The sequence below is a fragment of the Tepidicaulis sp. genome, from assembly GCF_965222285.1.
Lineage (GTDB): Bacteria > Pseudomonadota > Alphaproteobacteria > Parvibaculales > Parvibaculaceae > Tepidicaulis.
In genome coordinates this window covers 58,085-80,923 of record NZ_OZ244942.1, presented here as the reverse complement: position 1 = coordinate 80,923, position 22,839 = coordinate 58,085, and the positions used below count along the sequence as shown (strand labels likewise).

Below are 22,839 nucleotides of genomic sequence, written 5' to 3'. Positions count from 1 at the left end.
TTCTTCCGCAGCTCTTGCCGCCGGGATAAACCTTCATAACAAGAACAATGGCGCAGGCCTTTAAAACGGGAAACCTCACGTGACGAATATTTACGAGGAAGAACTGACCCATGAGCAGCCGGGCGGACATATGGCCGTACATGCGGCCATTCCCGCCAGCAAGCTCGGCATTTTCGGCTGGTCGATTTTCGATTGGGCGCTCAATCCTTATTTCATTCTCGTCAATATCTTCGTCTTCGCGCCTTACTTCTCCACCGAAGTGATCGGCGACAAGGTGCAAGGCCAGGCAAGCTGGGGGTATATCCAGGCGATTGCAGGTGCCTCCATCGCCTTGCTCAGCCCCTTTTTCGGCTCGCTTGCCGATGCGGCAGGCCCGCGCAAGCCGGGCATTCTCGTCTTCTCGCTTCTTGCCTGCACCGGCATGGCGAGCCTTTGGTATGTGATGCCGGGCATGGAATACCCGATCCTGCAAACCGCGATCGGCGTCGTCATTGCCGCGACCTGTCTTGAATTCGCTATCGTCTATCACAATGCCATGCTGCCCGCGATCGTCTCACCGAAGCGCATGGGTTTCGTCTCCGGCCTTGGCATTGCCACAGGATATCTCGGCGCGATCTTCGCTTTCCTTGTCTGGCTGCTTCTCTTCGGTCTGCCGGAAGTGCCCGCCCTCGGTCTCGACAAGGCGGTGCAGGAACATAACCGCCTGGTCGGCCCGCTTGCTGCATTGTGGTTCGTTCTCTTCGCGCTTCCCTTCTTTCTTTTCACGCCCGATCAGCCGCGCACCGGCCTTTCGCGCATGGATGCTGCAAAGAAAGGCATCGCCATGGTGATCGGCACGCTCGGCAAGCTGCCTTACTACAAGAACATCGCGACCTATCTTGTCGCCCGCATGGTCTATTATGACGGCCAGTCCGCAGTCTTCATTTTCACCGGCGTTTATGCGGCGGGCATTTTCGACTGGCCGACAACACAGATCGGCATTTACGGGCTTCTTATCATTATGGCGCAGGTGCCTTCCTCGCTGCTTGGCGGCTGGCTCGACGACAAGTTCGGCTCCAAGGCGACGATCATCGGCGCCGTCTCGCTTTTCGCGCTCGGCCTTCTCATGCTGGTAGGCACGACGGAAACCGCTGCCGCCTTCTTCATTCCCGTCTCGATGGAACCACTGGAACCTTTGAGTTTCATCGGCAGCGCACTGAATGCGGCGGGCTTTGAGACAAGCGCCGAGCGCGCCTTCTTGGCTCTCGGCGTGCTGACCGGGCTTTTTGCCGGACCATCCATTTCCTCGAGCCGCACCATGCTTGCCCGCATCGCACCGCCCAGCATGATGGCGGAATTTTTCGGCCTTTATGCGCTATGCGGCAAGGCGACGAGCTTCATGGCGCCGCTCACCGTCGCCATCGTGACAAGCGCGATGAACAGCCAGCGCATCGGCCTTGCCTCGGTGCTTGTCTTCATGGTGGTTGGGCTCGGGCTCATGATCTTCGTGCGCGAGGAACAGTCCACCGCCCATACCGAACACTAAGTTTATTTAGTAAGGCGAATGAAAAGGGGCGCTCGCAAGGACGCCCCTTTTTTGTTTTTCGCTCACCTTCACGCCTTGGCGCGGGCAAGGTCCTCTTCCAGGGTTTTGGCTGCGAGGAAGAAATGCAGCGCGCCCCAAAGGCCGAGCGGCGTGATCGCAAGCAGCGCATAGCGCACGGATTCCTCGCCCGCCGAAGCGGCAAAGAAATCCGAAAGCATGCCCACCACCTGCGGGCCCGCGCCGAGCCCGATCAGGTTGAGGATGAAAAACAGGATGGCCGAGGCCGTCGCCCGCATACGCAGCTTCGCAAGGCCCTGCGTCATGGCAATGGCAGGGCCGGTGAAGATCGCGCCTGCCGCCGCCGGGGCGATGAAAAGCAGGATCGCCGCCGTCTTGCTGTCGGTGAGATAAAGCGCCACACCGAAGGGAAAGGCGACCACCCCGGCAAGCGCCACGAGCCACATATTCCAGCGCACATCTTTATGGCCGAGCTTGTCGGCAAAGAAGCCCGCGCCGAATGTGCCCGCGCCGCCCGCAAAGCCGATAACGAGGCCTAGCATCATGCCGATCTCGCCGAGTTTCATATCGAAAGACCGGGCAAGGAAGGTCGGCACCCAGGCAACACCGGCATAGCCTACAAAGGCGATGAGCGCCGAGCCGAGCGCAATATGCCGGAAGGCCTTTTGCGACCAAAGAAAGCTCACCACTTCGCCGATAGCAGGGGTTTCTTCCGTGCCCGGCGCCACGCCGTCCGAGGCACCGCGCTCCGGCTCCTTGACGGTGAAGAGCACGACAAGCGCCATCAAAACGCCCGGCAGGCCGACAATGATGAAGGTCGTGCGCCAGCCATAGTTTTCCGCAAGCCAGCCGCCCGCGAAAAGGCCGATCAGAAGGCCGATATTCACCCCGAGCGAGAAGAAGGCAAGTGCCGTCGCGCGGGCTTTGGGCGGAAACATATCCGCGATCATGGAATGGGAAGGCGGGCTGGAACCGGCTTCCCCCACCCCCACCAGCACGCGCAGGATGACGAGCTGAATGTAATTGGCAACGAAGGCGCAGGCCGCCGTCATCAGCGAGAAGATCGTCAGCGCGGCCGCGACGACATTGCGCCGGTTCGTCCGGTCCGCCAGCATCGCAATCGGAATACCGAGCGTTGCGTAGAAAATCCCGAAGGTCATGAACAAGAAGCCGAGCTGGGTATCGTTGAGATCCAGTTCAGCTTTAATGCCCGGCAGCAGGATGGCGAGAATCTGCCGGTCCACATAATTGAGTACATACACGATTGTCAGAATGACCAGCGCGTAGATCCGGTAGCCCTTGCCCAGATGCGCAATATTGGCGGCAACGCCCGGCGGCGTGTCGGCCCGTTCACTCATTCATCCCTCCCCGAATGCCAGTGATTATGTTGGGTGCGTATTTCCTATGCGCTCACGCTAGCAGCGCGGCCGCGCCCGCGAAAGGCGAAACGACAACCGCAACGAAGTCGGCCCTCAAAAAGCGGTCCCGCATTCGTGACCGGAAACGGAGGGGACAGGCCCCCGATTGGCTGTAAACTCCGGCCATGTCCGCGCTCACCTTACAAGACCGTTTCGAGATGCCCGTGCCGCCGCTTTTTTCCTGGCGGGACATGCTCGATTATTTTCTCTTCCGTCTCATCCCCGGCGTCGAGGTGATTGAAGGACACGCGCTGCGTCAGGCCGTGCGCCTTCCCCGCTCTTTTGCCGTGATCGAGGTGAAGCTTACGCCTGCAAGAAAAGCGCTCGGCGTGCACGTTTTTTCCGCGAGGGAAACGGATCGGGATTTCATCGCCGCGCGTTTGACGCGCCAATTCGATCTCGATGCGCCCATGCGCAAGGTCAACGAGGCGCTGAAGCGTCACCGCGCGCTTGGCGCCCTCGTAAAAGCGCGGCCCGGCCTGCGCGTACCCGGCGCTTTCGATCCTTATCTTCTGGCGATGCGCGCCATTCTCGGCCAGCAAGTCTCGGTCAAAGGCGCAACGACGCTGACGGCCCGTCTGGTGGAGCGGTATGGCAAGCCCATCGCGCTGGTGGCGGAAGAAGGGCTCTGGCCCCGCGCGCTGTTTCCCGCTCCTGAGCGTCTTGCGGGTGAAGTGATCGAAGGGCTCGGCATGCCGGGCAAGCGGGCGGCGACGCTCACCCGCCTTGCCGGCTTTGCCGCAGACGGCGGCTTCAGCGCGCTTGAAAGCGACATCGCACCGCTCAAAACATTGGAGGCGCTGCCCGGTATCGGCCCCTGGACGGCGCATTATGTGGGGCTGCGGGCCTTGCATCTGCGCGATGCCTTTCCTTCGTCCGATCTTGGCCTTCGTTATGCGGCGGGTGATTTTTCCGGCGCGGTGCCAAGCGCCAGGGAACTTGAAGAGATGTCGCGCGCCTGGTCCCCCTACCGCGGCCATGCCGCCATTCATCTCTGGGCCAGCCTGCAAACCGGAACACAAGGAGCCAAAGGCGGATGAGAAAGAACAAGACCCTGCAAGCAAGCGCCACCTCCGCAATGGAAACGCCGATCGGCACCTTGCGCCTTCTCGCCGAGGAAGACGGGCTCACCCATGTCTTCTTTCCGAATGAAGACACGGTCAAAGTGGAAGCGGCGGACCCGGCCTCGCCCGCCGCGCTCAACGCGCGCCCTCATATCGAGGCGGCGGAGAAAGCCTTACAGGAATTTTTCGCGGGCACACGCAAAGAGTTTTCCGGCCTCACGCTTGCCCCGCGCGGCACGCCTTTTCAGCAATCGGTCTGGCGGGCGCTCCTGACCATTCCCTACGGTGTGACATGGAGCTACAAGGACATTGCCGAGAAGATCGGCAATCCGAAGGCGGTGCGCGCCGTCGGTCTTGCCAATGGGCAGAACCCCATTCCCGTCATCATTCCCTGCCACCGCGTCATCGGCTCGAACGGAGCGCTGACCGGCTTTGGCGGCGGGCTGCCGACCAAGGAATGGCTGCTCATCCATGAAGGCGCGCTGACCTCCTCGCTCCTTTGAGCCAGAACAAATCCGCACCTCCCGCGTTGGTATGGGAAACGGCACCTTTCATCAGGCGCCGCCCTGCTCCGCGCATCAAGGGAGAATGTAATGATGGAAGTCAGCGGCCTTTTCGGGCTTTTACTGTTGATTGCCGATATTTATGCGATCGTGAAAACCGTCCAGAGCGGCGCCGACACGGGCGCGAAAGTACTTTGGATCGTCGCCATCATCATCTTCCCGGTGATCGGCGTGCTTATCTGGTTCCTGTTCGGCCCTCGAGGCTAAAGTTAAAACCAGGAAAGAAGATCGGGCGCCTCTTGGCCGGCGGCAAGGCGCGGCAGCGGTACGATGGGCACGCCCCCGGCAAAGCGGGCGATCACTTCGCAGGTTTCTTCCAGCGGCACCGGCGCCTCTTCAGACTGGCTGACAATGATGGCGCCGGGCGCAAGCCCCTCATCCTTCATCACTTTCAGCGCGGTGAGCGTATGGCTCACCGTTCCAAGATATGAGCCGACGACGAGAATGGGCGTCAGCGCCGTCTCGCGCGTCAGCGCTTTCATCCAGTCGAGCACCAAATGGCTATCGTCGAGCGGCACCATAAGCCCGCCCACCCCTTCGATCAAAAGATGATCGTGGTTTGCCCGCGCCGCTTCCGCACAAAATGAAACGACGGAGCGGAAGGGAACGGTGCGTCCTTCCCGCGCCGCCGCCATATCGGGCGACATGGCTTCCTTGAAATGCCAGGGCGTGATCGCCTCGAAACTTTCTTCCGTCACCTCGCGCCCCATCGCCTCGAGCAGCAAGGCGGTGTCGCTACCTGCAACCGTCTCCGGCGTAATGCCGCTGAGAACGGGCTTGAGCGCCAGCACCTTGTCGCCGCGCGCTTTGAGCTGGCGCACGATGTGAGAGGAAACGAAGGTCTTGCCGATTTCCGTTCCCGAGGACGTAACGAAAAACACACTCATTCTGCTGCCCTGTTGATGAGGATCTTATCGCGGATAATGGCGGTCAGCCGCTCGATGTCTTTATCGTCATGCTCGGCCGTGAAAGTAAAGCGCAGCCGCGCGGTTCCCTCCGGCACGGTGGGCGGGCGGATGGCGGTGACGAGAAAGCCTTCCTCTTCCAGAAGCGCGGAAGCGGCGAGCGTTTTATCCGGATCGCCCATCAGGATCGGCACGATGGGGCTTTCTGCTTCCGGCAAATTGAGCGCGCGGGTAAAGGCTTTGGCTTTTTTCACGGGCAGCGCCGCAAATTCCGGATCGGCCTCGATCAGATCGAGCGCGGCAATGGAGGCGGCAACGGAGGCAGGCGGCAGGCCCGTTGAATAAATCAGCGTGCGCGCACGGGTGCGGATGAAATCCACCACCGGCTGGCTGGCGCAAAGATAGCCGCCATAAGAGCCGATGGCCTTGGAAAGCGTGCCCATCTGCAGCGGCACATCGGCCTTTTTGCCGCCGCCAAAGCTCGAACCCTTGCCGCCCGCCAGCACACCGATGCCATGGGCATCATCCGTCATCAGCCAGGCATCATGGGCGCGCGCCAGCTCCCCCATCTCTTCGACCGGGGCAAGATCGCCGTCCATGGAAAACACCCCGTCGGTCAGGATCAGGCAATGGCGGTGCTTTGCCCGCTCTTCTTCCAGCAGCGCTTTCAAATGGCCCATATCATTGTGACGGAAGATGCGCGTTTCAGCGCCGGAGAGCTTCGTGCCGGAAAGAAGGCAGGCATGGGACAGCTCATCCGCCAGGATAAGATCGCCCTCCCGCGCCAGGGCCGGCACGATGCCGAGATTGGCAAGATAACCCGAGCCGAAAATCACGCAGTCATCGGTCTCTTTCAGCCGAGCGAGACGTTTTTCGAGCGTACGGAAAAGCGGATGATTGCCGGTGACAAGCCGGGAGGCCCCCGAGCCTGCCCCATAGCGCTCCAGCGCCGCGCGGGCCGCCTCCTTCACTTCCTCTCGGTGCGAGAGATTGAGATAGTCGTTGCAGCAAAAGGAGATGAGCTCACGCCCGGCGCGGCGCGCCTGGGCCGGGCCGTAACGGTCCGTCTCGATCAGGCGGCGGCGCAGGCTGCGCGCTTCCAGATCCTCAAGTTTCCCTTGCGCAAAGCTGTCGAGGGAACGGGACGTCGCCGGGGAAGCCATCTCATTCTCCCATTGTTCCTGGGGACATTCGCTCCGGCGCCCTTAAACACAGGTGTGAACGTAAGGGCCGGGCCGGATGCGGGAAACTGGGCCGGGCGGGGGGCCGGTGTCAATCGCAAAGCGCGGACCCTGAGGCTTAAAACCGGCAGTAAACCTTCCCATCGGCCCTGCCCATAATCCCTTGATCCGCCTTGCATTCCCCGGCAAGCCGCCTATGCTCGGCCCCGTAATTCAGCCCGCCAAGCGGCCGCCGGACAAGAAGTCAAAAAAGGCCGCGATCTTGAGGGAGTCCGCTCATGACCATGACCATGCCCGCTCAGACCGAGCAGTCCGCCAAGCCCGCAAACGATCTTGCCGGGAAAACGGCAGAGGCGGATGACGGTCTGCGTCATGACTGGACGCGCGAGGAGGTCGAGGCGCTGCTCGCCCTGCCCTTCAACGATCTGATCTTTCAGGCGCAAACCGTGCACCGCAAATGGTTCGATCCGAACGAAGTGCAAAAGAGCACGCTGCTTTCCATCAAGACGGGCGGCTGCCCGGAAGATTGCGGCTATTGCAATCAGAGCGCCAAGTTCGACACGGGGCTCAGCGCTTCGAAACTCATGGAAGTGCAAAAAGTGCTAGAAGGTGCGCGCCGCGCCAAGGAAGCGGGCGCCTCGCGCTATTGCATGGGCGCTGCCTGGCGCAACCCGAAAGACCGCGACATGGAAGCCATCGTCGCCATGATCAAAGGCGTGCGCGAAATGGGCATGGAAACCTGCATGACGCTCGGCATGCTCTCGCCCGAACAGACGATCCGCCTGAAAGAAGCCGGGCTCGATTATTACAACCACAATATCGACACGTCCGAAGAATATTATAAAGAGATCGTCACAACACGGACCTATCAGGACCGGCTCGACACCATTCAGCGCGTGCAGGAAGCGGGCATGAATGTGTGTTCCGGCGGCATTCTGGGCATGGGCGAAAGCCAGTCCGATCACGCCGGCATGTTGCAGACGCTTGCCAATCTGACGCCGCATCCGCAAAGCGTGCCGATCAACATGCTGATGCAGGTGAAGGGCACGCCGCTCGGCGAGAGCAAAGAGATCGATCCCATCGATTTCGTGCGCACCATTGCCGCCGCCCGCATCATGATGCCGAAATCCGTCGTGCGCCTTTCCGCCGGCCGTGAAAACATGTCCGAGGAAACCCAGGCGCTTTGCTTCCTTGCCGGGGCGAATTCGATCTTCATCGGCGAGCAGCTTTTGACGACGAAGAACCCGGCCAAGGAAAAAGACGATGCGATGTTCGGCAAGCTGGGCCTGAAGCCCATGCCCGCCCATCGCTGCCCCTCTGAAATCTAAGCGGGCTCATGGCTGCGCGCATACCGCCTCTCAATCCGCTGTTCCCGTCCCCTCCCGATTGGCTTCTGGAAGGGGCGGAACACCTTTGGCTCCCCTATAGCCAGATGCAGACGACGCCAATGACGCTGCCGGCGGTCAAAACCGAAGGCGTGCGTATTACGCTGGCGGACGGGCGCGAGCTCATCGACGGCATTTCCTCCTGGTGGACGGCGGCGCATGGCTATAACCATCCGCGCATCCGCGAGGCGGTCTCCCGCCAGCTCGATGCCATGCCGCATATCATGCTGGGCGGCTTTGCCCATGAACCGGCCATGCGCCTCGCCAAGCGCCTGGCGGATGTCACGCCGGGCGATCTCGCGCATACGTTCTTCTCCGAATCCGGCTCGGTCTCCGTCGAAATCGCCATGAAAATGGCCGTGCAGTACTGGCTCAACCAGGGCAAGCACGGCAAAACCCGCTTCATCAGTTTCCGCGGCGGCTATCACGGCGACACGATCGGCACCATGTCGGTCTGCGATCCCGAAGAAGGCATGCACACGCTTTTCAAAGGCGCGATCCCGCAGCAATTGCTGGCCGACCTGCCGGTCGATAGGGAAAAGGAAGCCGCGCTTGAAGCTTTCATTGCCGAACACGCACATGAAACGGCGGCGATCGTCACCGAGCCCTTGGTGCAGGGGGCAGGCGGCATGGTTTTTCATGAGCCCGCCGTCCTTGCCAAGCTGCGCGCGCTTTGCGATGCCCATGACATTCTTCTCATCGTCGATGAAATTTTCACGGGCTTCGGGCGCACGGGCACGCTTTTCGCCTGCGAGCAGGCCGGCATCGTGCCCGATATCATGACGCTCTCCAAAGCGCTGACGGGCGGCACGCTCGCCCTTGCCTCCACCACCGCGCGCAAACATGTTTTCGAGGCGTTTTTGGGGGACGATCCCGACAAGGCGCTGATGCATGGGCCGACATATACGGGCAATCCGCTGGCCTGCGCCGCCGCCCTCGCCTCGCTCGAACTTTTCGAGGAAGAGCCGCGCCTTGAGCAGGCCCGCGCCATCGCCGCCCAGATGGAAGAAGAGCTTGCCCCGGCGCGCGAGATTTCCCGCGTAAAGGATGTACGCGTTCTCGGCGCCCTCGGCGTCATCGAAGTCGATAAGCTCGACGATGTGAACTGGTTCAAACAGCGCTTCGTGGAAGAAGGTGTCTGGATCCGTCCCTTCCGTAACATCATCTACATCACCCCGCCGCTCGTCACCGGCAAGGAAGACCTCTCCCGGCTCACCGGGGCGATGCTCAAAGTGACGCGCGAATGGGCACAGCGCCGATAAAGCCAGCAGTTTTTGCGCCTAGATACAAAGATAGTGATGCGTCCGAAACACGGTATCTCGCGTGATCACGAAAATGGTTAGCTAGATGTTGTGAAGGGTCTGGCCAAAAGTTAATCTGACCGCGGCTGGTGATTCGCCGCCTTTCTCAGCTCATTGAAGCTTGAGTGCAAAACGGAGGGGGCGTTTTGCAGACCGGCGCTTTGGGGCTAATCAGAGACCTCCCCCTATCGATGCAAGGATATGGCGTCATGCATGTGATCGCGTTCGCGTCCCAGAAGGGCGGCTCGGGCAAGACAACACTTGCCGGGCATGTGGCGGTCGAAGCGCAGCGGCAGGGTCTTGGCCCCGTTGCGTTGATGGATACCGACCCTCAGGGTTCTCTTTCTCAATGGTGGAACGTGCGGCAGGCCGAAGAGCCGTTTTTCGCGCGGGCAAGCGAGGCGGGTCTGGAAGCGGATCTTGCCCGGCTGAAGGAAGGCGGCGTGAAGCTCGTCGTTATCGACACGCCCCCCGCCATCACCTCCACCATTCAGCATGTCATCTCTCTTTCCGACCTCGTGGTCATCCCCACGCGCCCGAGCCCGCATGATCTGCGCGCTGCCGGAGCGACGGTGCAATTGTGCGAGCAGCTCGCCAAGCCGCTCGCCTTCGTGCTCAACGGCGCCTCGCCGCGTGCCCGCATCACCACGGAAGCGGCCATCGCCCTTTCCCATCACGGCGCCGTCGCGCCTTCCGTCGTGCATCAGCGCGTCGATTTTGCCTCCAGTATGATCGACGGGCGCACAGTGATGGAGCTTTCGGAAAAGTCGAAATCGACGGGCGAGATTGGTGAACTCCTGCACTTCCTTGAAAAACGGCTGCGCGGTGATACAAGTTCTCCTTTGTTGGAGAATCAGTCGCTTAGGGGGGCGGCCTAATGACGAAAAAGCCTGCGTCGCTGACCAGTGAACTCCTGGCCAAAAAGGGAGAGGCACTGCCCTCCTCCATCGATCCGCAAGCCAGAGCCAGTTCACCGGAAGAAATGAGCGGCGCAGGAGCGAGCGAAGAGCCCGCTCACGCTTCCCCCTCCTCCGTCCTTCTGGCGGAAGGCGGCGAGGAAGCGCCCGTGCGCCCCGAGCCGGATGTCGTGATGGAACCGGATGACGAGCCTGCCAAACGCGAAGTGACCCGCCGTTTCATCTTCGGCGCGCTGGTCGCAGGCGCGGTACTGGTCATTGCCGGGATCGCCATGTCGCTTTTCGCCAACCGCGAGAGCCTTGCACCCTCCGGCGGCGAGACGGTCGCTGAAACCGCGTCTCCCGAAGGCGGTGCGGAAGAAACCGCTACCGCAGAAGATAGCGGTGTGGAGACAAGCGGCCAGGCCGGTATGGATCAAGTCGTCATGGATGAAGGCCGCGGCACCGCGCCCGTCGAGGAAGAAACGGGCACGGCGGCAGAAACCGCCGAGAGCACGGAGCCGGCTGGCGAAACTGCTGGCGAACCGGCCCCGGTCGAAATTACCCCGATCACGCCCGATGCGCTGGACCTGGCCGAACAGGGCCCGGAGCTGCCTGCCGCACCGGAAGAACCGGTTGCCGAGGCAGAAGCACCGGCCGCGTCCGAGACCGCAGAGCCCGAAACCGCAGCGGCCGAGGAAACGGCCCCGGCAGCTCCTCAGAGCAATATCGCGCAGTCCGGCCAGTATCTGATCCAGCTCCTCTCCGTCAAAGACGAGGCGGGAGCGCGGGGCGCCTGGGCGAAGCTGCAGGGCAAATATCCCGCGCTGCTCGGCGGTGAAGCGCTGAACCTGCAGCAGGCCGATCTTGGCGAGCGGGGCATCTATTACCGCGTGCGCACCGGCGCTTTTGACAGCAAAGCCGGGGCAAACGCCCTTTGCGGCAAGCTGAAAGCCGCCGGGCAGGACTGTATCGTGCGCCGCCAGCCTTAAGGCCCCCCGCATTACGGATCGCGAAAGGGCGCCCTCCGGCGCCCTTTTTCTTTTGCCGCGCTTCGGCTAGGGTCCGCGCCAACAGATATTGACCTTCAGACATAGGATAGACGACATGGTGCAAGCGGTGATCTGGGATTTCGGCGGCGTTTTGACCTCCAGCCCTTTCGAAGCCTTCAACCGGTTCGAGGCGGAGCTCGGGCTTGAAAAAGATTTCATCCGCCGCATCAATGCGACCGATCCCGACACCAATGCCTGGGCGCTTTTCGAGCGCAGCGAAATTTCCCTTGATGAGTTCGACGAAAAATTCGCCGCCGAAGCCAAGCGGCTCGGCGCGGACATTCGGGGCCGCCAGATCATCGAGCTGCTTGCCGGCGACATCCGCCCGGAAATGGTCGAAGCGCTCAAACGCTGCAAGGCGAAGTTTAAAGTCGGCTGCATCACCAACAATGTTTCCGCCGGAGAAGGCGCCGGCATGGCCCGCTCGGCGGATAAGGCCGCTGCCGTTCAGGAAGTCATGGACCTTTTCGACCACGTCATCGAAAGCTCGAAAATCGGCATCCGCAAGCCCGATCCGCGCATCTATGAAATGGCCTGCTCGGAGCTTGGCGTCGCCCCTGCCGACGCGGTCTATCTCGACGATCTCGGCATCAACCTGAAACCGGCCAAGGCGCTCGGCATGCACACGATCAAGGTACTGAATGCCGCCCAGGCGCTAGAAGAGCTGGAGGCAGCCGTCGGGTTCCCGCTGCGCTAAGCCTACCTTGGCGCGCAGGCGGGTGCGCGAGGTTTTGCATTTTCGAAACCTCTCTACTCCTCCGTGAACAAACAATAATGTCAACCGTTTTCCTTATGCATCGAGGAGTATGTGTGAGGGAGATGACATGCCGCACCTGCATCTATGGAGGCGGGGCCCGCAGCGCGCCGTCCTGACCGTCTCGGCAATCGCGCTTTGCGCATTGCCCGTCCAGAACCTGCAAGCAAGCGATCCGTTCTCAGATAATCAATTCACGCCCGATTGGCGCATTGCCGCCCCCTTCAGCATCGAAAGAGACAGCGCCGGAGAAGAACCTGAAAACGCTGCGGGACGGCAGCGTGCAGAAGCCGCTCCCGGCACAGGGGCGGCAGGTGCGGCGAGCGCCAGCGCCGGCGGGATAGGCGCGGGCACGGTCGCAGCCATTGCCGGCGGGGTGGCCGTTGTCGGCGGCGCTGTGGCGCTCGGCGCGAGCGGGGGCGGCGGCGGCGATGATGGCGGCGGGGCCGGCGGCAGCACTGTCGTCACCGACCCGGCGACACCGGCCGCCGTCAATGCTTTCCGCACCTCCGAATATCTTGCCCATGGCGGCTATGACCGGGTCAATCTCGCCCATGCTTACGCGCGGGGGTACACAGGCGCGGGCCACACCATCGCCATTCTCGATGACGGCTATCAGCTCAATCATCCTGAATTTTCCGGCAAAATTCAGGTGCAGTTCAATGCCGCGGGCAATCCCCTGCCCGGCGCCATGCCGATCGAAACGCACGGCACCCACGTGACCGGCATCGCCGCAGCACGGAAAGACAATGTCGGCATGCACGGGGCGGCGTTCGATGCCAACCTTGCGCTTTATCAGTTCGGCACGCTCGATCAGTCCGCCGCGCAGTTCACCCGCGCCGGTATTCTGGGCGCCACAGTCATCAGCAATAGCTGGGGCTATAATGCACGCATCTCCGACGTACAGGCGGAAATCGCGGGCGGCAAAAGCACGGCCAGCGCGCTTGCCAGCGTTGTCGGCGGCGCAGCCTCGGACTGGCAGAATTTTCTGAACTCCATGGACGGCGCGCAAGACAGAGGCAGCGTCATCGTTTTTGCCGCATCCAATAACCCCGCATTAGGCGGCATCGATGTTTCCTCCGGCATGCCGCTTGTCGACAGCCGCCTGATGGGCCGCTGGCTTGCTGTGACAAATGTAAACAGCAGCGACCAGGTCGTCAGCGTCGGCTGCGGGCAAGCGCAGGCTTTCTGTCTTGCCGCGCCCGGCACGAATATCTATTCCACCGTGCCCACCAGCACCTATGGCAATCTTTCCGGCACATCCATGGCAACGCCGCTTGTCAGCGGCGCCGTCGTGCTCGTGGTGCAAGGGCTCGGCCTTTCCCCGGAAGAGGCGGTGAGCCGCCTTCTTACCACTGCCGACCGGTCCTTTGCCGGCTATAGCACGAATTCCCACGGCCAAGGCATTCTCGATCTCGATGCGGCGACGAGCCCCATCGGCCGCGTCCAGGTGCTTGCCAGCGGCAATGTGCATGATGGCGGCACAGGCCCCAGCATCATGCAGACCGTACTCAGCGCCTCGCGCGCCTTCGGCGATGCTTTTACACAGGCACTGGACGGGCTGCGGATCGCCGCTTTCGATGAGGGCGGCGCGGCCTTTCTTTATAATCTGGGAGACAGGGTCGCCGTCCAGGAGCCCGTCATCACTGCGCTCGATACGCTGCAATCGCTTGGCAAACGAACGAATCTCACGCAAACGGTGCTGCCAGGCGGCGGCGGCGTTTCCATTTCGGTGCGGGATGCCGATCTCGATTTCCGCTCCACACAGCTCGGCACGGGCGTCGAAATCGATGCGGCGTTTCTCGACACCCCGCTCTGGGGCGGCACGTTCAGTGCTGGGTTTCATCAAAGCAGCGGCGAGTTTCTAAACCGCCTTGCGCCTGAAGCCGCGCAAACGGCCTTCGCCTATAGGCCTGAAATGTTCTCGGTGCCTTATGCGGGCTTTGCCGAGGACGGTTATTCGGCGGGCTTTGAAATGCCGCTCGGCGAGAAGGCCAGCATCGGCGTTCTTTCCTTTGAAGGGGAAGGCAATGAGGACCGGGCTTTTGATGGGTTCGGTGCCTTCACCACGCTTTCCCTGCGCCCCACCGGGAGCATCGCCATCGGGATCGATGGCGGGGCGATGAGTGAGGACGGTACGGTGCTCGGCACCGACGCGCGCGGCGGGCTCGGTCTTGGTGAAGATTCCCGTACCGCCTTTGCCGGCATCCGCGCGGAAGCGGCAATCGATGAGCATTGGACCCTCCTCGGCAGCTACCATCATGGCTGGACAGTTGTGGACGGAGCGGCCGCCGCTCTCATCACATCGGTGGGCAACGTCAAGACACAGCAAATGTCGGGCGGGCTTATCGGCGAGCATCTCTTCTCAAAGGGCGATGCGCTCGGCCTTGCCGTCTCGCAGCCCTTGCGCATCACGGGCGGGCAGACATCGCTCAATCTGCCTGTCTGGCGGGACTGGAACGGCGATATTCTCACCCGCCATCAGGACGTCTCGCTACGCCCTTCCGGCCAGGAGACCCGGTATGAGGTAACCTACGGGTTCGATATCGATCCGAGCACGCGGCTGACCGGGCTTACGTTCCACCGGAGCGAAGCCGATCACATTGCAGGACGCCAGGAAACGGCGGCGGTCCTGCGCCTGCAGCACCGGTTCTGAGCAAAGAAAGGCCCGTGACCCAGGGAGCTGGAGGGTCACGGGCTTCAAGAGGCGCCTTATGGCTTGGAACCGGCGCCTGCTCTTTGATTAGCCAAACCTATTCGGCGGCGTCTGCAACCGGGATGCCGAGGCGGCTTGCGACACCTTCCCCGTAAGCCTTGTCGGCTTTCAGGAAATGGCCGATCTGGCGGCGCTGAATCTCTTCCGGCACGCCGTCCATGGCGCCGGCAATGGCGTCGAGGAGATGTTTCTTCTGCGCCTCGTTCATCAGGCGGAAGAGATCGCCCGCCTGGCGGTAGTCGTCATTGCCTTCGCGGTGATCGTAATGATCCGCATCGCCGGAAATTTTCAGCGGCGGTTCTTTGAAGCGCGCAGCATCCACCGGCCCGCCGAAACTGTTGGGCTCATAGACCGGCGCCGCCCCGCCATTGCCGTCCACCCGCATCGCCCCGTCGCGCTGATAGGAATGCACCGGGCAGCGCGGCTTGTTGGCCGGGATCTGCGTATAGTTCACACCGAGCCGGTAGCGGTGCGCATCCTGATAGGCAAAGAGACGCGACTGCAGCATCTTGTCCGGCGAGAAACCGATGCCGGGCACCGTGTTGTTGGGCTCGAAAGCGGCCTGCTCGATATCGGCGAAATAGTTTTCCGGATTGCGGTTGAGCTCCATGATGCCGACTTCGATGAGCGGATAATCGCCATGCGGCCAGACCTTGGTGAGATCGAAGGGGTTGTACCAGGTCTTTTCCGCCTCGGCCTCGGGCATGATCTGCACCATCAGCCGCCATTTGGGATAATCGCCCTTCTCGATCGAGGTGAAGAGATCGCGCTGGTGGCTCTCCCGGTCCTCGCCGATGAGCTTTGCCACTTCATCGCCGCTATTGGTTTCGATGCCCTGCATGGTCTTGAAGTGGAACTTCACCCAGAAGCGTTCATTTTCCTCATTGATGAAGGAATAGGTGTGGCTGCCATAGCCGTTCATATGGCGCAGCGTTTTCGGCTGGCCGCGCTCGGAAAAGAGGATCGTCACCTGGTGCAGGCTTTCGGGCGAATGAGACCAGAAATCCCACTGCATCGTGCCGGAGCGCAAATGGCTTTTCGGATCGCGCTTTTGCGAATGGATGAAGTCGGGGAATTTCAGCGGATCGCGGATGAAGAAGACCGGCGTGTTGTTGCCGACCAGATCCCAGTTGCCTTCCTCGGTATAGAATTTGAGCGCGAAGCCGCGCACGTCGCGCTCGGCATCCGCCGCGCCCGCTTCCCCGGCAACGGTTGAAAAGCGCGCCAGCATCTCCGTTTTCTTGCCTACTTCGCCGAAAATCTTCGCCTTGGTGTATTTGGAAATGTCGTTCGTCACCGTGAAGGTGCCGAAGGCGCCCGAGCCTTTGGCATGAACGACGCGCTCGGGGATACGCTCGCGGTTGAAATGGGCGAGCTTCTCGATGAGATGCACGTCCTGCATCAAAAGCGGGCCGCGCGGACCGGCCGTCATGGAGTTCTGATTATCGGCAACCGGCGCCCCGCCGGCGGTCGTCAAACGCGGTTTCTCGGACATGGCTCATTCCCCTTGGAATTTTGTTTAGAACAATTCCAATGTAAGGAGCAGATGGCTGCGCGTCAAGGTTTATTATAATAATTCTAAAAAACAAAAGGAGAGGCACTGCCTCTCCTTCTTTCGTCCCGATTGGCGGATTTCCGCCGGTCTTGCGGGCATCGTCCGTTCAGGCGGCTTGTTCGGCCGCTTTACGAGCGGTCTCGCAATCTTCCTTGGTCAGCTCCAATTGCTTGGAGACGTGATTGACGAGATAGCTTTCGAACTTATGCAGCCCTCCATCGGCATAGGCGACTTCCCAGAGCGCCTTCAGGAGGTCCTTTTTCTCTTCCTCGGAGAAAGACCGTTTCACCGTCTCGACGAAGACCCAAGGGTCGTAATTGCGCCGCTCGGCCTGTTCGGCCACTGCCACAAGCTCGGTCGCATCTTCCGGCGAGAGGCTGAAGCGCTCTTTCACCACACGGATGATCGCCGCGCGCTCGGCGGCATCGAAGCTTTTATCGAGCCGCGCCGCCTCGACCATCAAGGCCGCCGCCGCCAGCTCACGCCGCGTGGCGGCGCTTTCCAATTGGGGGGCGGGCGCGGCCGGTCCCCGGGCAATGAAATTCAAGATACGGTCCAACATATGCGTTCCTCCTTTTGCGGGGCCCTTGCCGCCCAGCCCAGCCGGCAGCGCTGTCTGTGCTTACCTGTGCTGGCCGCGTTCTTGTCCCGGCCCGGAAATGATAACGCCGCCGAAGGCAAATGTCCCTCGGCGGCGTCATCTCAACACTTGTTTTGATCGGGATCAAACACCCCGATGGGCCCGTCCCTTAGTGGGCCAGCGCGCCCGACGGCGCTTTCACCGGCTTCTTACGCGGGAAGAGCATATCCAGGATCACCGCGATGGAAGGCAGCGTGGTGATCGCCATGATCATGTTGGTCATGAACATGAAGGTCAGCAGCAGGCCCATATCCGCCTGGAATTTCAGCGGCGAGAAGGTCCAGGTCGACACACCGATCGCCATGGTGATGGCGGTGAAGACCACGGCCATGCCGGTTTCATGCAGCGTCTGCTTGTAGGCATCCGTCACATTGAACCCTTCGGCCAGGTGGAACTGCACGCGGTTGTAGATATAGAACGCGTAGTCCACGCCGAGGCCAACCGCCAGCACGATCACCGGCAGCGTCGCCACCGTCAGACCGATCTGCAGGATCTCCATGAACCAGTAGCCGAAGAACGTGGCGAAGGTCAGCGGCACCGTACAGGCCACCGTCGCGCGCCAGTCGCGGTAGGTCAGGATCACCAGCGCCACGATCGCCACATAGACCCAGAGGATCATCGGAAGCTCGGCTTCCTCGATGGCATCGTTCACCGCCGCCTGCACGCCCATATTACCGGAGGCCAGACGGATGGTGACGCCTTCAAGCGGGTTATCGGCGCGGTATTGCTCCACCGCCTCGACCGCCGTTTCGATGGTCGTCGCTTTCGAGTCTTCCAGGAAGATCAGCTGCGAGAGCACCGAGCAGTCCTGGTTCAAAAGACCGGAAGAGGGCGGCACGGGACCAACGGCCTGCACCAGCGCGAACTGGTTGCGCGGCAGCGCCCGCCATTTCAGGTTCCCTTCGTTCCAGCCCGAAGACGAGTTCTTGGCCGCATAAGGCAGCGACAGAACCAGCGATACGCCGTCCACGTTCTGCATGTACCAGGAGAAGCGGTTCAAATATTCCATGTAGGGATATTTGATACAGGCTTCCGACGGCGTTTCCACAACCACGGTCAGGAGGTTGAGGCCGAGCGCGAACTTGCCGGCGATGACGTTGGAGTCGACGTTATAGCGGGCGTCGTCCTTCAGCTCCGGCGAGCCGGGGTGCAGCGCGCCCACATGCCGGTTCTGGCTTTCGATCACCGCCACCACGAAGAGCGTGACAGAGATGAGGAAGGTCACGACCGCCGTTTTCGGGTTCGCGATATTGCCCAGCACGTTCATGATCTTCATGCGGAACTCGCGGGCACGGGCCACGCGGTCGGCAAAGCCTTCATCGAAGGTGAAGTAGCTGGCCAGAATGGGCAGCATGAGAAGGTTGGTGATGATCTTCAGCGCCACACCGATAGAGGCGGTGATGGCCAGTTCCTGGATCATCTGGATTTCGATCATGTAGAGCGTGCCGAAGCCCACAAGGTCCGTGACCAGTGCCATGGAGCCGGGGATCAGGAGACCGGAGAAGCTGGAACGGGCCGCTTCTTCGGCATTCGCCCCGCGGCTGATTTCAGCCGTGATCAGGTTGATCTGCTGCACCCCGTGGCTCACCCCGATGGCAAAGACGAGGAAGGGCACGAGAATGGCCAGCGGGTCGAGCCCGTAGCCGAGGAAGTGCAGAATGCCGAACTGCCAGACCAGCGAGGTCAGCGAGCAGAAGAGCGGCAGGAAGGTCAGGATCGCGGAACGCGAATAGAGGTAAACCGACAGCACCGTCAGAATGAAGGCGGCAATGAAGAAGATCACCACCGTCTGCGCGCCGTCGGCAATGTCGCCGATCAGTTTGGCAAAGCCGATGATGCGGACATTGTAGTCCCCGCCTTCGACTTCGTATTTGGCGCGGATTTCCTTTTCCAGCTTCGCGGCCAGATCGAAATAGTCGAGTTTCTTCTGGGTCTGCGGGTTATATTCCAGAAGCTCGGCGGTGATCATCGCCGCCGTGAAATCTTCCGCGACCAGGCGGCCGACAAAGCCGCCGCGAATGACGTTGTTTTCGATGTTGCCGAGGTCGTCCTCGGTCATCGTCTCGGCGGTCACCGTCCCGCCGATCACGTCGTCGGCCCGGATCCCTTCTTCGGTAATTTCAAGGTAGCGGGTGTTCGGGGTCCAAAGGCTCGTCACGGTGTGACGGGCGACGCCGGGCAGGAAGAAAATGTCGTCCGTGAGATTCTTATATGTCTGGAAAAATTCCTTGTTCCAGATTGAGCCTTCCTTGGCTTCCAGAACCACGATGATGCGGTTCGAGCCGAAAAGCTTCTCACGATATTCCTGGAACGTCTGGATGTACTCGTGCCCGTTGGGCAGCTGCTTGTCGAAGCCCGCATCCAAACTCAGCTGCACGGCTGAGTAGCCGCAGATCACCGTGAATACGGCAAGACCCGCGAGAATAAGCGCGCGTGTCTTGAAGACTAAGGCTTCCAAAAACTTGACCATGGACCTATCCCGTTTCCTAAGCCGCGCACCTGCGCAGCCCCCTTATTTACTTATAAACGCTCCCGCGACCCCACGGCTTTATGCAGAGACGGATCATCCGTCCACGCATCAAGTGCGGGGGTTGGTCATCAAACTGTCGGGGGGTGTGACCGGGTCAGATTGTCCTGTTATGCAGGCGCTCTTTCCTGATCGTTCTAGGTGCTACGCCAGTCGCATACGCAACAGTCGGACCCCCTCCCATGTTTGTTCCCGCTGCCGGTTCCCCGGTTCTTTTTCTTACGTCCCCGGCTGGGCAGACTAGCATTATGGCGCCTGAATTGGCTTGCAGTTTTCGCCCAACCTGACGCTCGATAGCACAGTTTTTCGGGAAATGTAACGCCGCACACACAAAAAGGGACGCTGCGCCGCAGGCCGTTTACCTTCTCCCGTGCCGCCGCCGGCGCCCGGGCCATCCCTCCCGGCCCCCGATTGCTCCAATTTTAACCAATTTACCCCGGCCGGCCCCGCCAAAGGCCCCCCAAAGGCCTCGGGACAGCTCTTCACCCAGCTTTGATAAGCTTACGATAACTATGCTTAATAGAAAGATGACACACCCGTCATTTTTATCTTGAAAGCCCCCGTGCCGCCCCCTATCTTGACAATCTGGTAGGGAACGACGGCGTAGCTTTTGAAGGCCTGAATAAGGGCCGGGCGCGCCTTTGCGTTCAATCGGGTGGAGACGCCGGAATAAACCGGACGCTTTGCCATTGTGCCGCTTCTGGAGGACTAAATGACCGACATTCGTCAGATCACCAAAGACGAAGCTTATGATGCCGTCGCGCCGGATGATTTTCCGGCCATGATGGATGTCGAGCGCTACGGTGCGCGTTCGACGGCGTTCGACAAGATCATTTCCGCGACCCATGACCATTTCTGGGATCCGCTGGACGAAAAATATATCGACTTCTCCGAGTCCTTCGACATGGAGAACGAGATGATCATGCCGGAAGAGTTCATCGTCGAACTCCGCCTGCCCTGTTTCCAGAAGCTCTCCGAAAAAGAGAAAATCCGCTTCGCCAACGAAAGCGCCCGCTGGATGCTTTCGGCCATTCTGCATGGCGAGCAAGGCGCGCTGAACCTTTCCGCGAGCCTCTGCCACATTCTGCGCGATCCGGGCGCACAGGAATATGCCGCCAACCAGACGCGCGAAGAAGCCCGTCACGTCACGGCTTTCTCGCGCTACGTGCAGGCCCGCTGGGGTAAGCCGCTCCCGGTCGGCCAGACGCTGGGCGATCTGCTCACCGACATCGTGAATGCGCCGGAAGTCTATAAAAAGATCGTCGGCATGCAGATGCTGGTCGAAGGCCTTGCCATGGGCGCCTTCGCCTCGCTCTACACCCGCTCCAACGACCCGCTGCTCGTCAAGCTGACGCAGCTCGTCATGACGGACGAAGCCTTCCACCACAAGTTCGGCAAGATCTGGGCCGACCGCACGATCCCGAAACTCTCCAAGGAAGAACAGGAGATCATCGAGGATTGGGCCGCCCATTGCTTCCAGACGCTGCTCTTCAACCTCGTGAACCCCGAGCAGAAAAAGGTGCTTTATCCGCAGTTCGGCCTCGACTGGGAAACCGTGCAGGCTGAAATGATCGAAGCGGTGACCGACGATGACCGCCGCGAGCAGATGAAGGAAGGCACGAACATCTTCCGCGTGCTGATCAAGACGCTGCTGAAAGCCGGCATCATCACCGATCGCACGAAAGCTTTCTATGCCACCTATGTGGACATGGACGAGCTGCGCGACGAAGGCGACCGGATGGTCGGCGACGACATCGCCGAAGAAGGTATCAAGTACCTGAAGACGATCAACTTCAGCGCAAATACCGACGCGCTTTCGAAAGTATCCGCTGCCGAGTAAGCAGCGATCCTCACCTCCCTCGGTGTGAAAGAGCGGCCCCCGGGCCGCTCTTTTTTTGTGCGCTTGCTCTTTTTTGCCTGCTTGCTCTGGCGCCCGCCCGCTCCTTAAGATGAGCCATGATCCTCAGCCCCGACCAAGCCGCAGCGCTCAGCCGTTCTTTGCATGAAAGACTGGCGGAAGACGGCCATGCGCTGCCCGCCCCGCCCTGGCCGGTGATCGGCGCGGGGCTGCGCGGGCCGGTCTTCGATCTTGGCGATGGCAGCGTGCTGAAAACCGTCGGCCAGGGCCGCGCACTCGGCGCCGCCGAAGGCGCCTTCCGGCGCGAGGTGCTGGCGCTCACGCACTTGCAAGACGCCGCCCTGCCCGCGCCCCTCCGCGCGCCGCGTCTTCATGCGCACGGGGCCCTTGGCGGCGTCAGCGGCCCGCATGGCCCGCTTGGTCACTGGCTGCGCATGGACAGGCTCTCCGGCCTGCCGCTTTCTCACCCGCAGGCCCTTGCCCGGCGCAGCGCCGATGAAATGGGCGAGGAACTGGGCGCCGCCCTTGCCATGCTCCACGCCTTACCTCTCCCCGATCCTGCGCCCGGCGATCCCTTGCAGCGGTTTTTGCAACTTGCCCGCCCGCGCCTTTCCGCGCCCGAGCTTCTGGCCATGGCGGATCTGATCGGCAAAGGCCTTGAGGAGGAGACCGCCGCGCCGCTTTTTCTGCACGGCGATCTGCATCTTGAAAACGTGGTCTATGATCCTGAGGTCGGGTTCGGCCTTCTCGACTGGGCCGAATGCGGGCTTGGCTGGGGTGAGGCGGAATGGCGGCATTTTGAAATCCGGCCCGACTGGCGCGATGCGATTTTCCGCGGCTATAAGGCAGGCGGGGGCGCGCTTGACCGGCGGCGCTATTATCTTGGCGCGGCCCTCGATGCGCTCACCTCCTATGCCATCGAAGCCTCCACCCATATCCGCACCGCCCAGCGCCTGCGCGGGCTTCTCGAGCACTGCCTTCATCAAGCCGGGATCGAGACGGCATGAGCGGCAAGATCACACATGAAGATCTCGACTTCGCCATTGTGGATGGGCGCCAGTCTCCCACCGCTGCTGCCGTGCAGCGCGGGGTCTGCCGCCTTCTCATTCATATGGGCTTTGCCCCGCTGACCGAATTTTCGCTCAAGACCGGGCGGCGGATCGATGTGGCGGGCATCAACGCGAAAGGCGAGATCATCGCCGTTGAAATCAAATCGAGCCTTGCCGATTTCCGCGCCGATCAGAAATGGGAAGATTATCTGGATTTCTGCGACCGCTTCTTTTTCGCCGTGCCGATGGAATTTCCCCGCGAGGTGCTGCCGGAAGAAACGGGCCTCATCGTCGCCGATCAATTCGGTGCGGAGGTTTTACGCGAAAGCCCGGAAGACCGGTTACCCGCCGCGCGGCGCAAGGCCGTCACCCTGCTCTTCGCCCGCGTCGCCGCCCGCCGCGCCCATCTCGCCATCGACAGCGGCGTTTAGC

General features: G+C 61.2%; 20 protein-coding genes. 13 read left to right on the top strand and 7 right to left on the bottom strand.

What is annotated here, in order from left to right; all coding sequences use genetic code 11:
- The first annotated feature begins 79 nt into the window (after positions 1–79).
- A complete protein-coding gene (locus ACOQOT_RS00360; RefSeq protein ID WP_420560441.1) occupies positions 80–1,525 on the top strand; it encodes an MFS transporter in 1,446 nt (481 codons plus the stop codon).
- A 68-nt stretch (positions 1,526–1,593) separates the two neighbouring features.
- Here ACOQOT_RS00360 and ACOQOT_RS00355 read toward each other — a convergent pair whose 3' ends face one another.
- Entirely contained in the window at positions 1,594–2,901 is a 1,308-nt protein-coding gene (locus ACOQOT_RS00355) for a spinster family MFS transporter (protein WP_420560440.1), read from the bottom strand.
- A 185-nt stretch (positions 2,902–3,086) separates the two neighbouring features.
- Here ACOQOT_RS00355 and ACOQOT_RS00350 point away from each other — a divergent pair, with 185 nt between their 5' ends.
- The 3 genes from ACOQOT_RS00350 (at position 3,087) to ACOQOT_RS00340 (ending at position 4,795) form a co-directional block, all read left to right on the top strand.
- Complete coding sequence (locus tag ACOQOT_RS00350; protein WP_420560439.1) at positions 3,087–4,001, top strand: DNA-3-methyladenine glycosylase family protein; 915 nt, start codon at positions 3,087–3,089, stop codon at positions 3,999–4,001.
- A complete protein-coding gene (locus tag ACOQOT_RS00345) occupies positions 3,998–4,528 on the top strand; it encodes a methylated-DNA--[protein]-cysteine S-methyltransferase (protein ID WP_420560438.1) in 531 nt (176 codons plus the stop codon). Before ACOQOT_RS00350 ends, ACOQOT_RS00345 begins: the two co-directional genes overlap by 4 nt.
- 90 nt (positions 4,529–4,618) lie before the next feature.
- A complete protein-coding gene (locus tag ACOQOT_RS00340; RefSeq protein WP_420560437.1) occupies positions 4,619–4,795 on the top strand; it encodes a PLDc N-terminal domain-containing protein in 177 nt (58 codons plus the stop codon).
- A 2-nt stretch (positions 4,796–4,797) separates the two neighbouring features.
- Here the strand turns inward: ACOQOT_RS00340 and bioD are convergent, their stop codons facing one another.
- Both bioD and bioF read right to left on the bottom strand, forming a co-directional pair.
- Positions 4,798–5,475 carry a dethiobiotin synthase gene (gene bioD, locus ACOQOT_RS00335; protein WP_420560436.1) on the bottom strand — a complete coding sequence of 226 codons (678 nt, stop codon included), beginning with the start codon at positions 5,473–5,475 and terminating at the stop codon, positions 4,798–4,800.
- Positions 5,472–6,656, bottom strand: coding sequence for an 8-amino-7-oxononanoate synthase (gene bioF, locus ACOQOT_RS00330; RefSeq protein WP_420560435.1), 1,185 nt, complete (start codon positions 6,654–6,656; stop codon positions 5,472–5,474). The genes bioD and bioF overlap by 4 nt, the downstream gene beginning before the upstream one ends.
- Before the next feature lie 302 nt (positions 6,657–6,958).
- Between bioF and bioB the strand changes: the two genes are divergently transcribed.
- The 6 genes from bioB to ACOQOT_RS00300 all read left to right on the top strand — a co-directional run bounded on the left by bioB (position 6,959) and on the right by ACOQOT_RS00300 (position 14,718).
- Entirely contained in the window at positions 6,959–8,002 is a 1,044-nt protein-coding gene (gene bioB / locus ACOQOT_RS00325) for a biotin synthase BioB (RefSeq protein WP_420561970.1), read from the top strand.
- A gap of 8 nt (positions 8,003–8,010) precedes the next feature.
- Positions 8,011–9,321: an adenosylmethionine--8-amino-7-oxononanoate transaminase gene (locus tag ACOQOT_RS00320; protein ID WP_420560434.1), complete on the top strand. Its 1,311-nt coding sequence runs from the start codon at positions 8,011–8,013 to the stop codon at positions 9,319–9,321.
- A gap of 248 nt (positions 9,322–9,569) precedes the next feature.
- Complete coding sequence (locus ACOQOT_RS00315; RefSeq protein WP_420560433.1) at positions 9,570–10,238, top strand: AAA family ATPase; 669 nt, start codon at positions 9,570–9,572, stop codon at positions 10,236–10,238.
- Positions 10,238–11,248, top strand: coding sequence for an SPOR domain-containing protein (locus ACOQOT_RS00310; RefSeq protein WP_420560432.1), 1,011 nt, complete (start codon positions 10,238–10,240; stop codon positions 11,246–11,248). The genes ACOQOT_RS00315 and ACOQOT_RS00310 overlap by 1 nt, the downstream gene beginning before the upstream one ends.
- Positions 11,249–11,363: 115 nt before the next feature.
- Positions 11,364–12,005 carry an HAD-IA family hydrolase gene (locus ACOQOT_RS00305; protein ID WP_420560431.1) on the top strand — a complete coding sequence of 214 codons (642 nt, stop codon included), beginning with the start codon at positions 11,364–11,366 and terminating at the stop codon, positions 12,003–12,005.
- Positions 12,006–12,132: 127 nt separating this feature from the next.
- On the top strand, positions 12,133–14,718 hold the full coding sequence (locus tag ACOQOT_RS00300; RefSeq protein ID WP_420560430.1) for a S8 family peptidase: 2,586 nt from the start codon (positions 12,133–12,135) through the stop codon (positions 14,716–14,718).
- 97 nt (positions 14,719–14,815) lie between these two features.
- On the opposite strand, the gene ACOQOT_RS00295 is transcribed toward ACOQOT_RS00300, so the two are convergent.
- The 4 genes from ACOQOT_RS00295 to ACOQOT_RS00280 all read right to left on the bottom strand — a co-directional run bounded on the left by ACOQOT_RS00295 (position 14,816) and on the right by ACOQOT_RS00280 (position 20,190).
- Positions 14,816–16,273, bottom strand: coding sequence for a catalase (locus ACOQOT_RS00295; RefSeq protein WP_420560429.1), 1,458 nt, complete (start codon positions 16,271–16,273; stop codon positions 14,816–14,818).
- A 166-nt stretch (positions 16,274–16,439) separates the two neighbouring features.
- Positions 16,440–16,895, bottom strand: a complete 456-nt coding sequence (locus ACOQOT_RS00290) for a TerB family tellurite resistance protein (protein WP_420560428.1) — start codon at positions 16,893–16,895, stop codon at positions 16,440–16,442.
- A 187-nt stretch (positions 16,896–17,082) separates the two neighbouring features.
- Positions 17,083–19,443: an efflux RND transporter permease subunit gene (locus ACOQOT_RS00285; RefSeq protein ID WP_420560427.1), complete on the bottom strand. Its 2,361-nt coding sequence runs from the start codon at positions 19,441–19,443 to the stop codon at positions 17,083–17,085.
- Positions 19,444–20,016: 573 nt separating this feature from the next.
- Positions 20,017–20,190, bottom strand: coding sequence for a hypothetical protein (locus ACOQOT_RS00280; protein WP_420560426.1), 174 nt, complete (start codon positions 20,188–20,190; stop codon positions 20,017–20,019).
- A gap of 22 nt (positions 20,191–20,212) precedes the next feature.
- Here ACOQOT_RS00280 and ACOQOT_RS00275 point away from each other — a divergent pair, with 22 nt between their 5' ends.
- The 3 genes from ACOQOT_RS00275 to ACOQOT_RS00265 all read left to right on the top strand — a co-directional run bounded on the left by ACOQOT_RS00275 (position 20,213) and on the right by ACOQOT_RS00265 (position 22,838).
- A complete protein-coding gene (locus ACOQOT_RS00275; protein WP_420560425.1) occupies positions 20,213–21,340 on the top strand; it encodes a ferritin-like domain-containing protein in 1,128 nt (375 codons plus the stop codon).
- A 116-nt stretch (positions 21,341–21,456) separates the two neighbouring features.
- Positions 21,457–22,365, top strand: coding sequence for a phosphotransferase family protein (locus ACOQOT_RS00270; protein WP_420560424.1), 909 nt, complete (start codon positions 21,457–21,459; stop codon positions 22,363–22,365).
- On the top strand, positions 22,362–22,838 hold the full coding sequence (locus tag ACOQOT_RS00265; RefSeq protein ID WP_420560423.1) for an MmcB family DNA repair protein: 477 nt from the start codon (positions 22,362–22,364) through the stop codon (positions 22,836–22,838). The genes ACOQOT_RS00270 and ACOQOT_RS00265 overlap by 4 nt, the downstream gene beginning before the upstream one ends.
- Position 22,839 lies beyond the last annotated feature (1 nt).

Excerpts from the sequence above, each read along its gene's own strand:
- ACOQOT_RS00280 (WP_420560426.1), bottom strand. The coding sequence starts at position 20,190 with ATGGCAAAGCGTCCGGTTTATTCCGGCGTCTCCACCCGATTGAACGCA.
- ACOQOT_RS00295 (WP_420560429.1), bottom strand. The coding sequence starts at position 16,273 with ATGTCCGAGAAACCGCGTTTGACGACCGCCGGCGGGGCGCCGGTTGCC.
- ACOQOT_RS00315 (WP_420560433.1), top strand. The coding sequence starts at position 9,570 with ATGCATGTGATCGCGTTCGCGTCCCAGAAGGGCGGCTCGGGCAAGACA.
- ACOQOT_RS00340 (WP_420560437.1), top strand. The coding sequence starts at position 4,619 with ATGATGGAAGTCAGCGGCCTTTTCGGGCTTTTACTGTTGATTGCCGAT.
- ACOQOT_RS00290 (WP_420560428.1), bottom strand. The coding sequence starts at position 16,895 with ATGTTGGACCGTATCTTGAATTTCATTGCCCGGGGACCGGCCGCGCCC.
- bioB (WP_420561970.1), top strand. The coding sequence starts at position 6,959 with ATGACCATGCCCGCTCAGACCGAGCAGTCCGCCAAGCCCGCAAACGAT.
- ACOQOT_RS00320 (WP_420560434.1), top strand. The coding sequence starts at position 8,011 with ATGGCTGCGCGCATACCGCCTCTCAATCCGCTGTTCCCGTCCCCTCCC.
- ACOQOT_RS00275 (WP_420560425.1), top strand. The coding sequence starts at position 20,213 with ATGACCGACATTCGTCAGATCACCAAAGACGAAGCTTATGATGCCGTC.
- ACOQOT_RS00285 (WP_420560427.1), bottom strand. The coding sequence starts at position 19,443 with ATGGTCAAGTTTTTGGAAGCCTTAGTCTTCAAGACACGCGCGCTTATT.
- ACOQOT_RS00310 (WP_420560432.1), top strand. The coding sequence starts at position 10,238 with ATGACGAAAAAGCCTGCGTCGCTGACCAGTGAACTCCTGGCCAAAAAG.
- bioF (WP_420560435.1), bottom strand. The coding sequence starts at position 6,656 with ATGGCTTCCCCGGCGACGTCCCGTTCCCTCGACAGCTTTGCGCAAGGG.
- ACOQOT_RS00355 (WP_420560440.1), bottom strand. The coding sequence starts at position 2,901 with ATGAGTGAACGGGCCGACACGCCGCCGGGCGTTGCCGCCAATATTGCG.
- ACOQOT_RS00345 (WP_420560438.1), top strand. The coding sequence starts at position 3,998 with ATGAGAAAGAACAAGACCCTGCAAGCAAGCGCCACCTCCGCAATGGAA.
- bioD (WP_420560436.1), bottom strand. The coding sequence starts at position 5,475 with ATGAGTGTGTTTTTCGTTACGTCCTCGGGAACGGAAATCGGCAAGACC.
- ACOQOT_RS00350 (WP_420560439.1), top strand. The coding sequence starts at position 3,087 with ATGTCCGCGCTCACCTTACAAGACCGTTTCGAGATGCCCGTGCCGCCG.
- ACOQOT_RS00305 (WP_420560431.1), top strand. The coding sequence starts at position 11,364 with ATGGTGCAAGCGGTGATCTGGGATTTCGGCGGCGTTTTGACCTCCAGC.
- ACOQOT_RS00265 (WP_420560423.1), top strand. The coding sequence starts at position 22,362 with ATGAGCGGCAAGATCACACATGAAGATCTCGACTTCGCCATTGTGGAT.
- ACOQOT_RS00270 (WP_420560424.1), top strand. The coding sequence starts at position 21,457 with ATGATCCTCAGCCCCGACCAAGCCGCAGCGCTCAGCCGTTCTTTGCAT.
- ACOQOT_RS00300 (WP_420560430.1), top strand. The coding sequence starts at position 12,133 with ATGCCGCACCTGCATCTATGGAGGCGGGGCCCGCAGCGCGCCGTCCTG.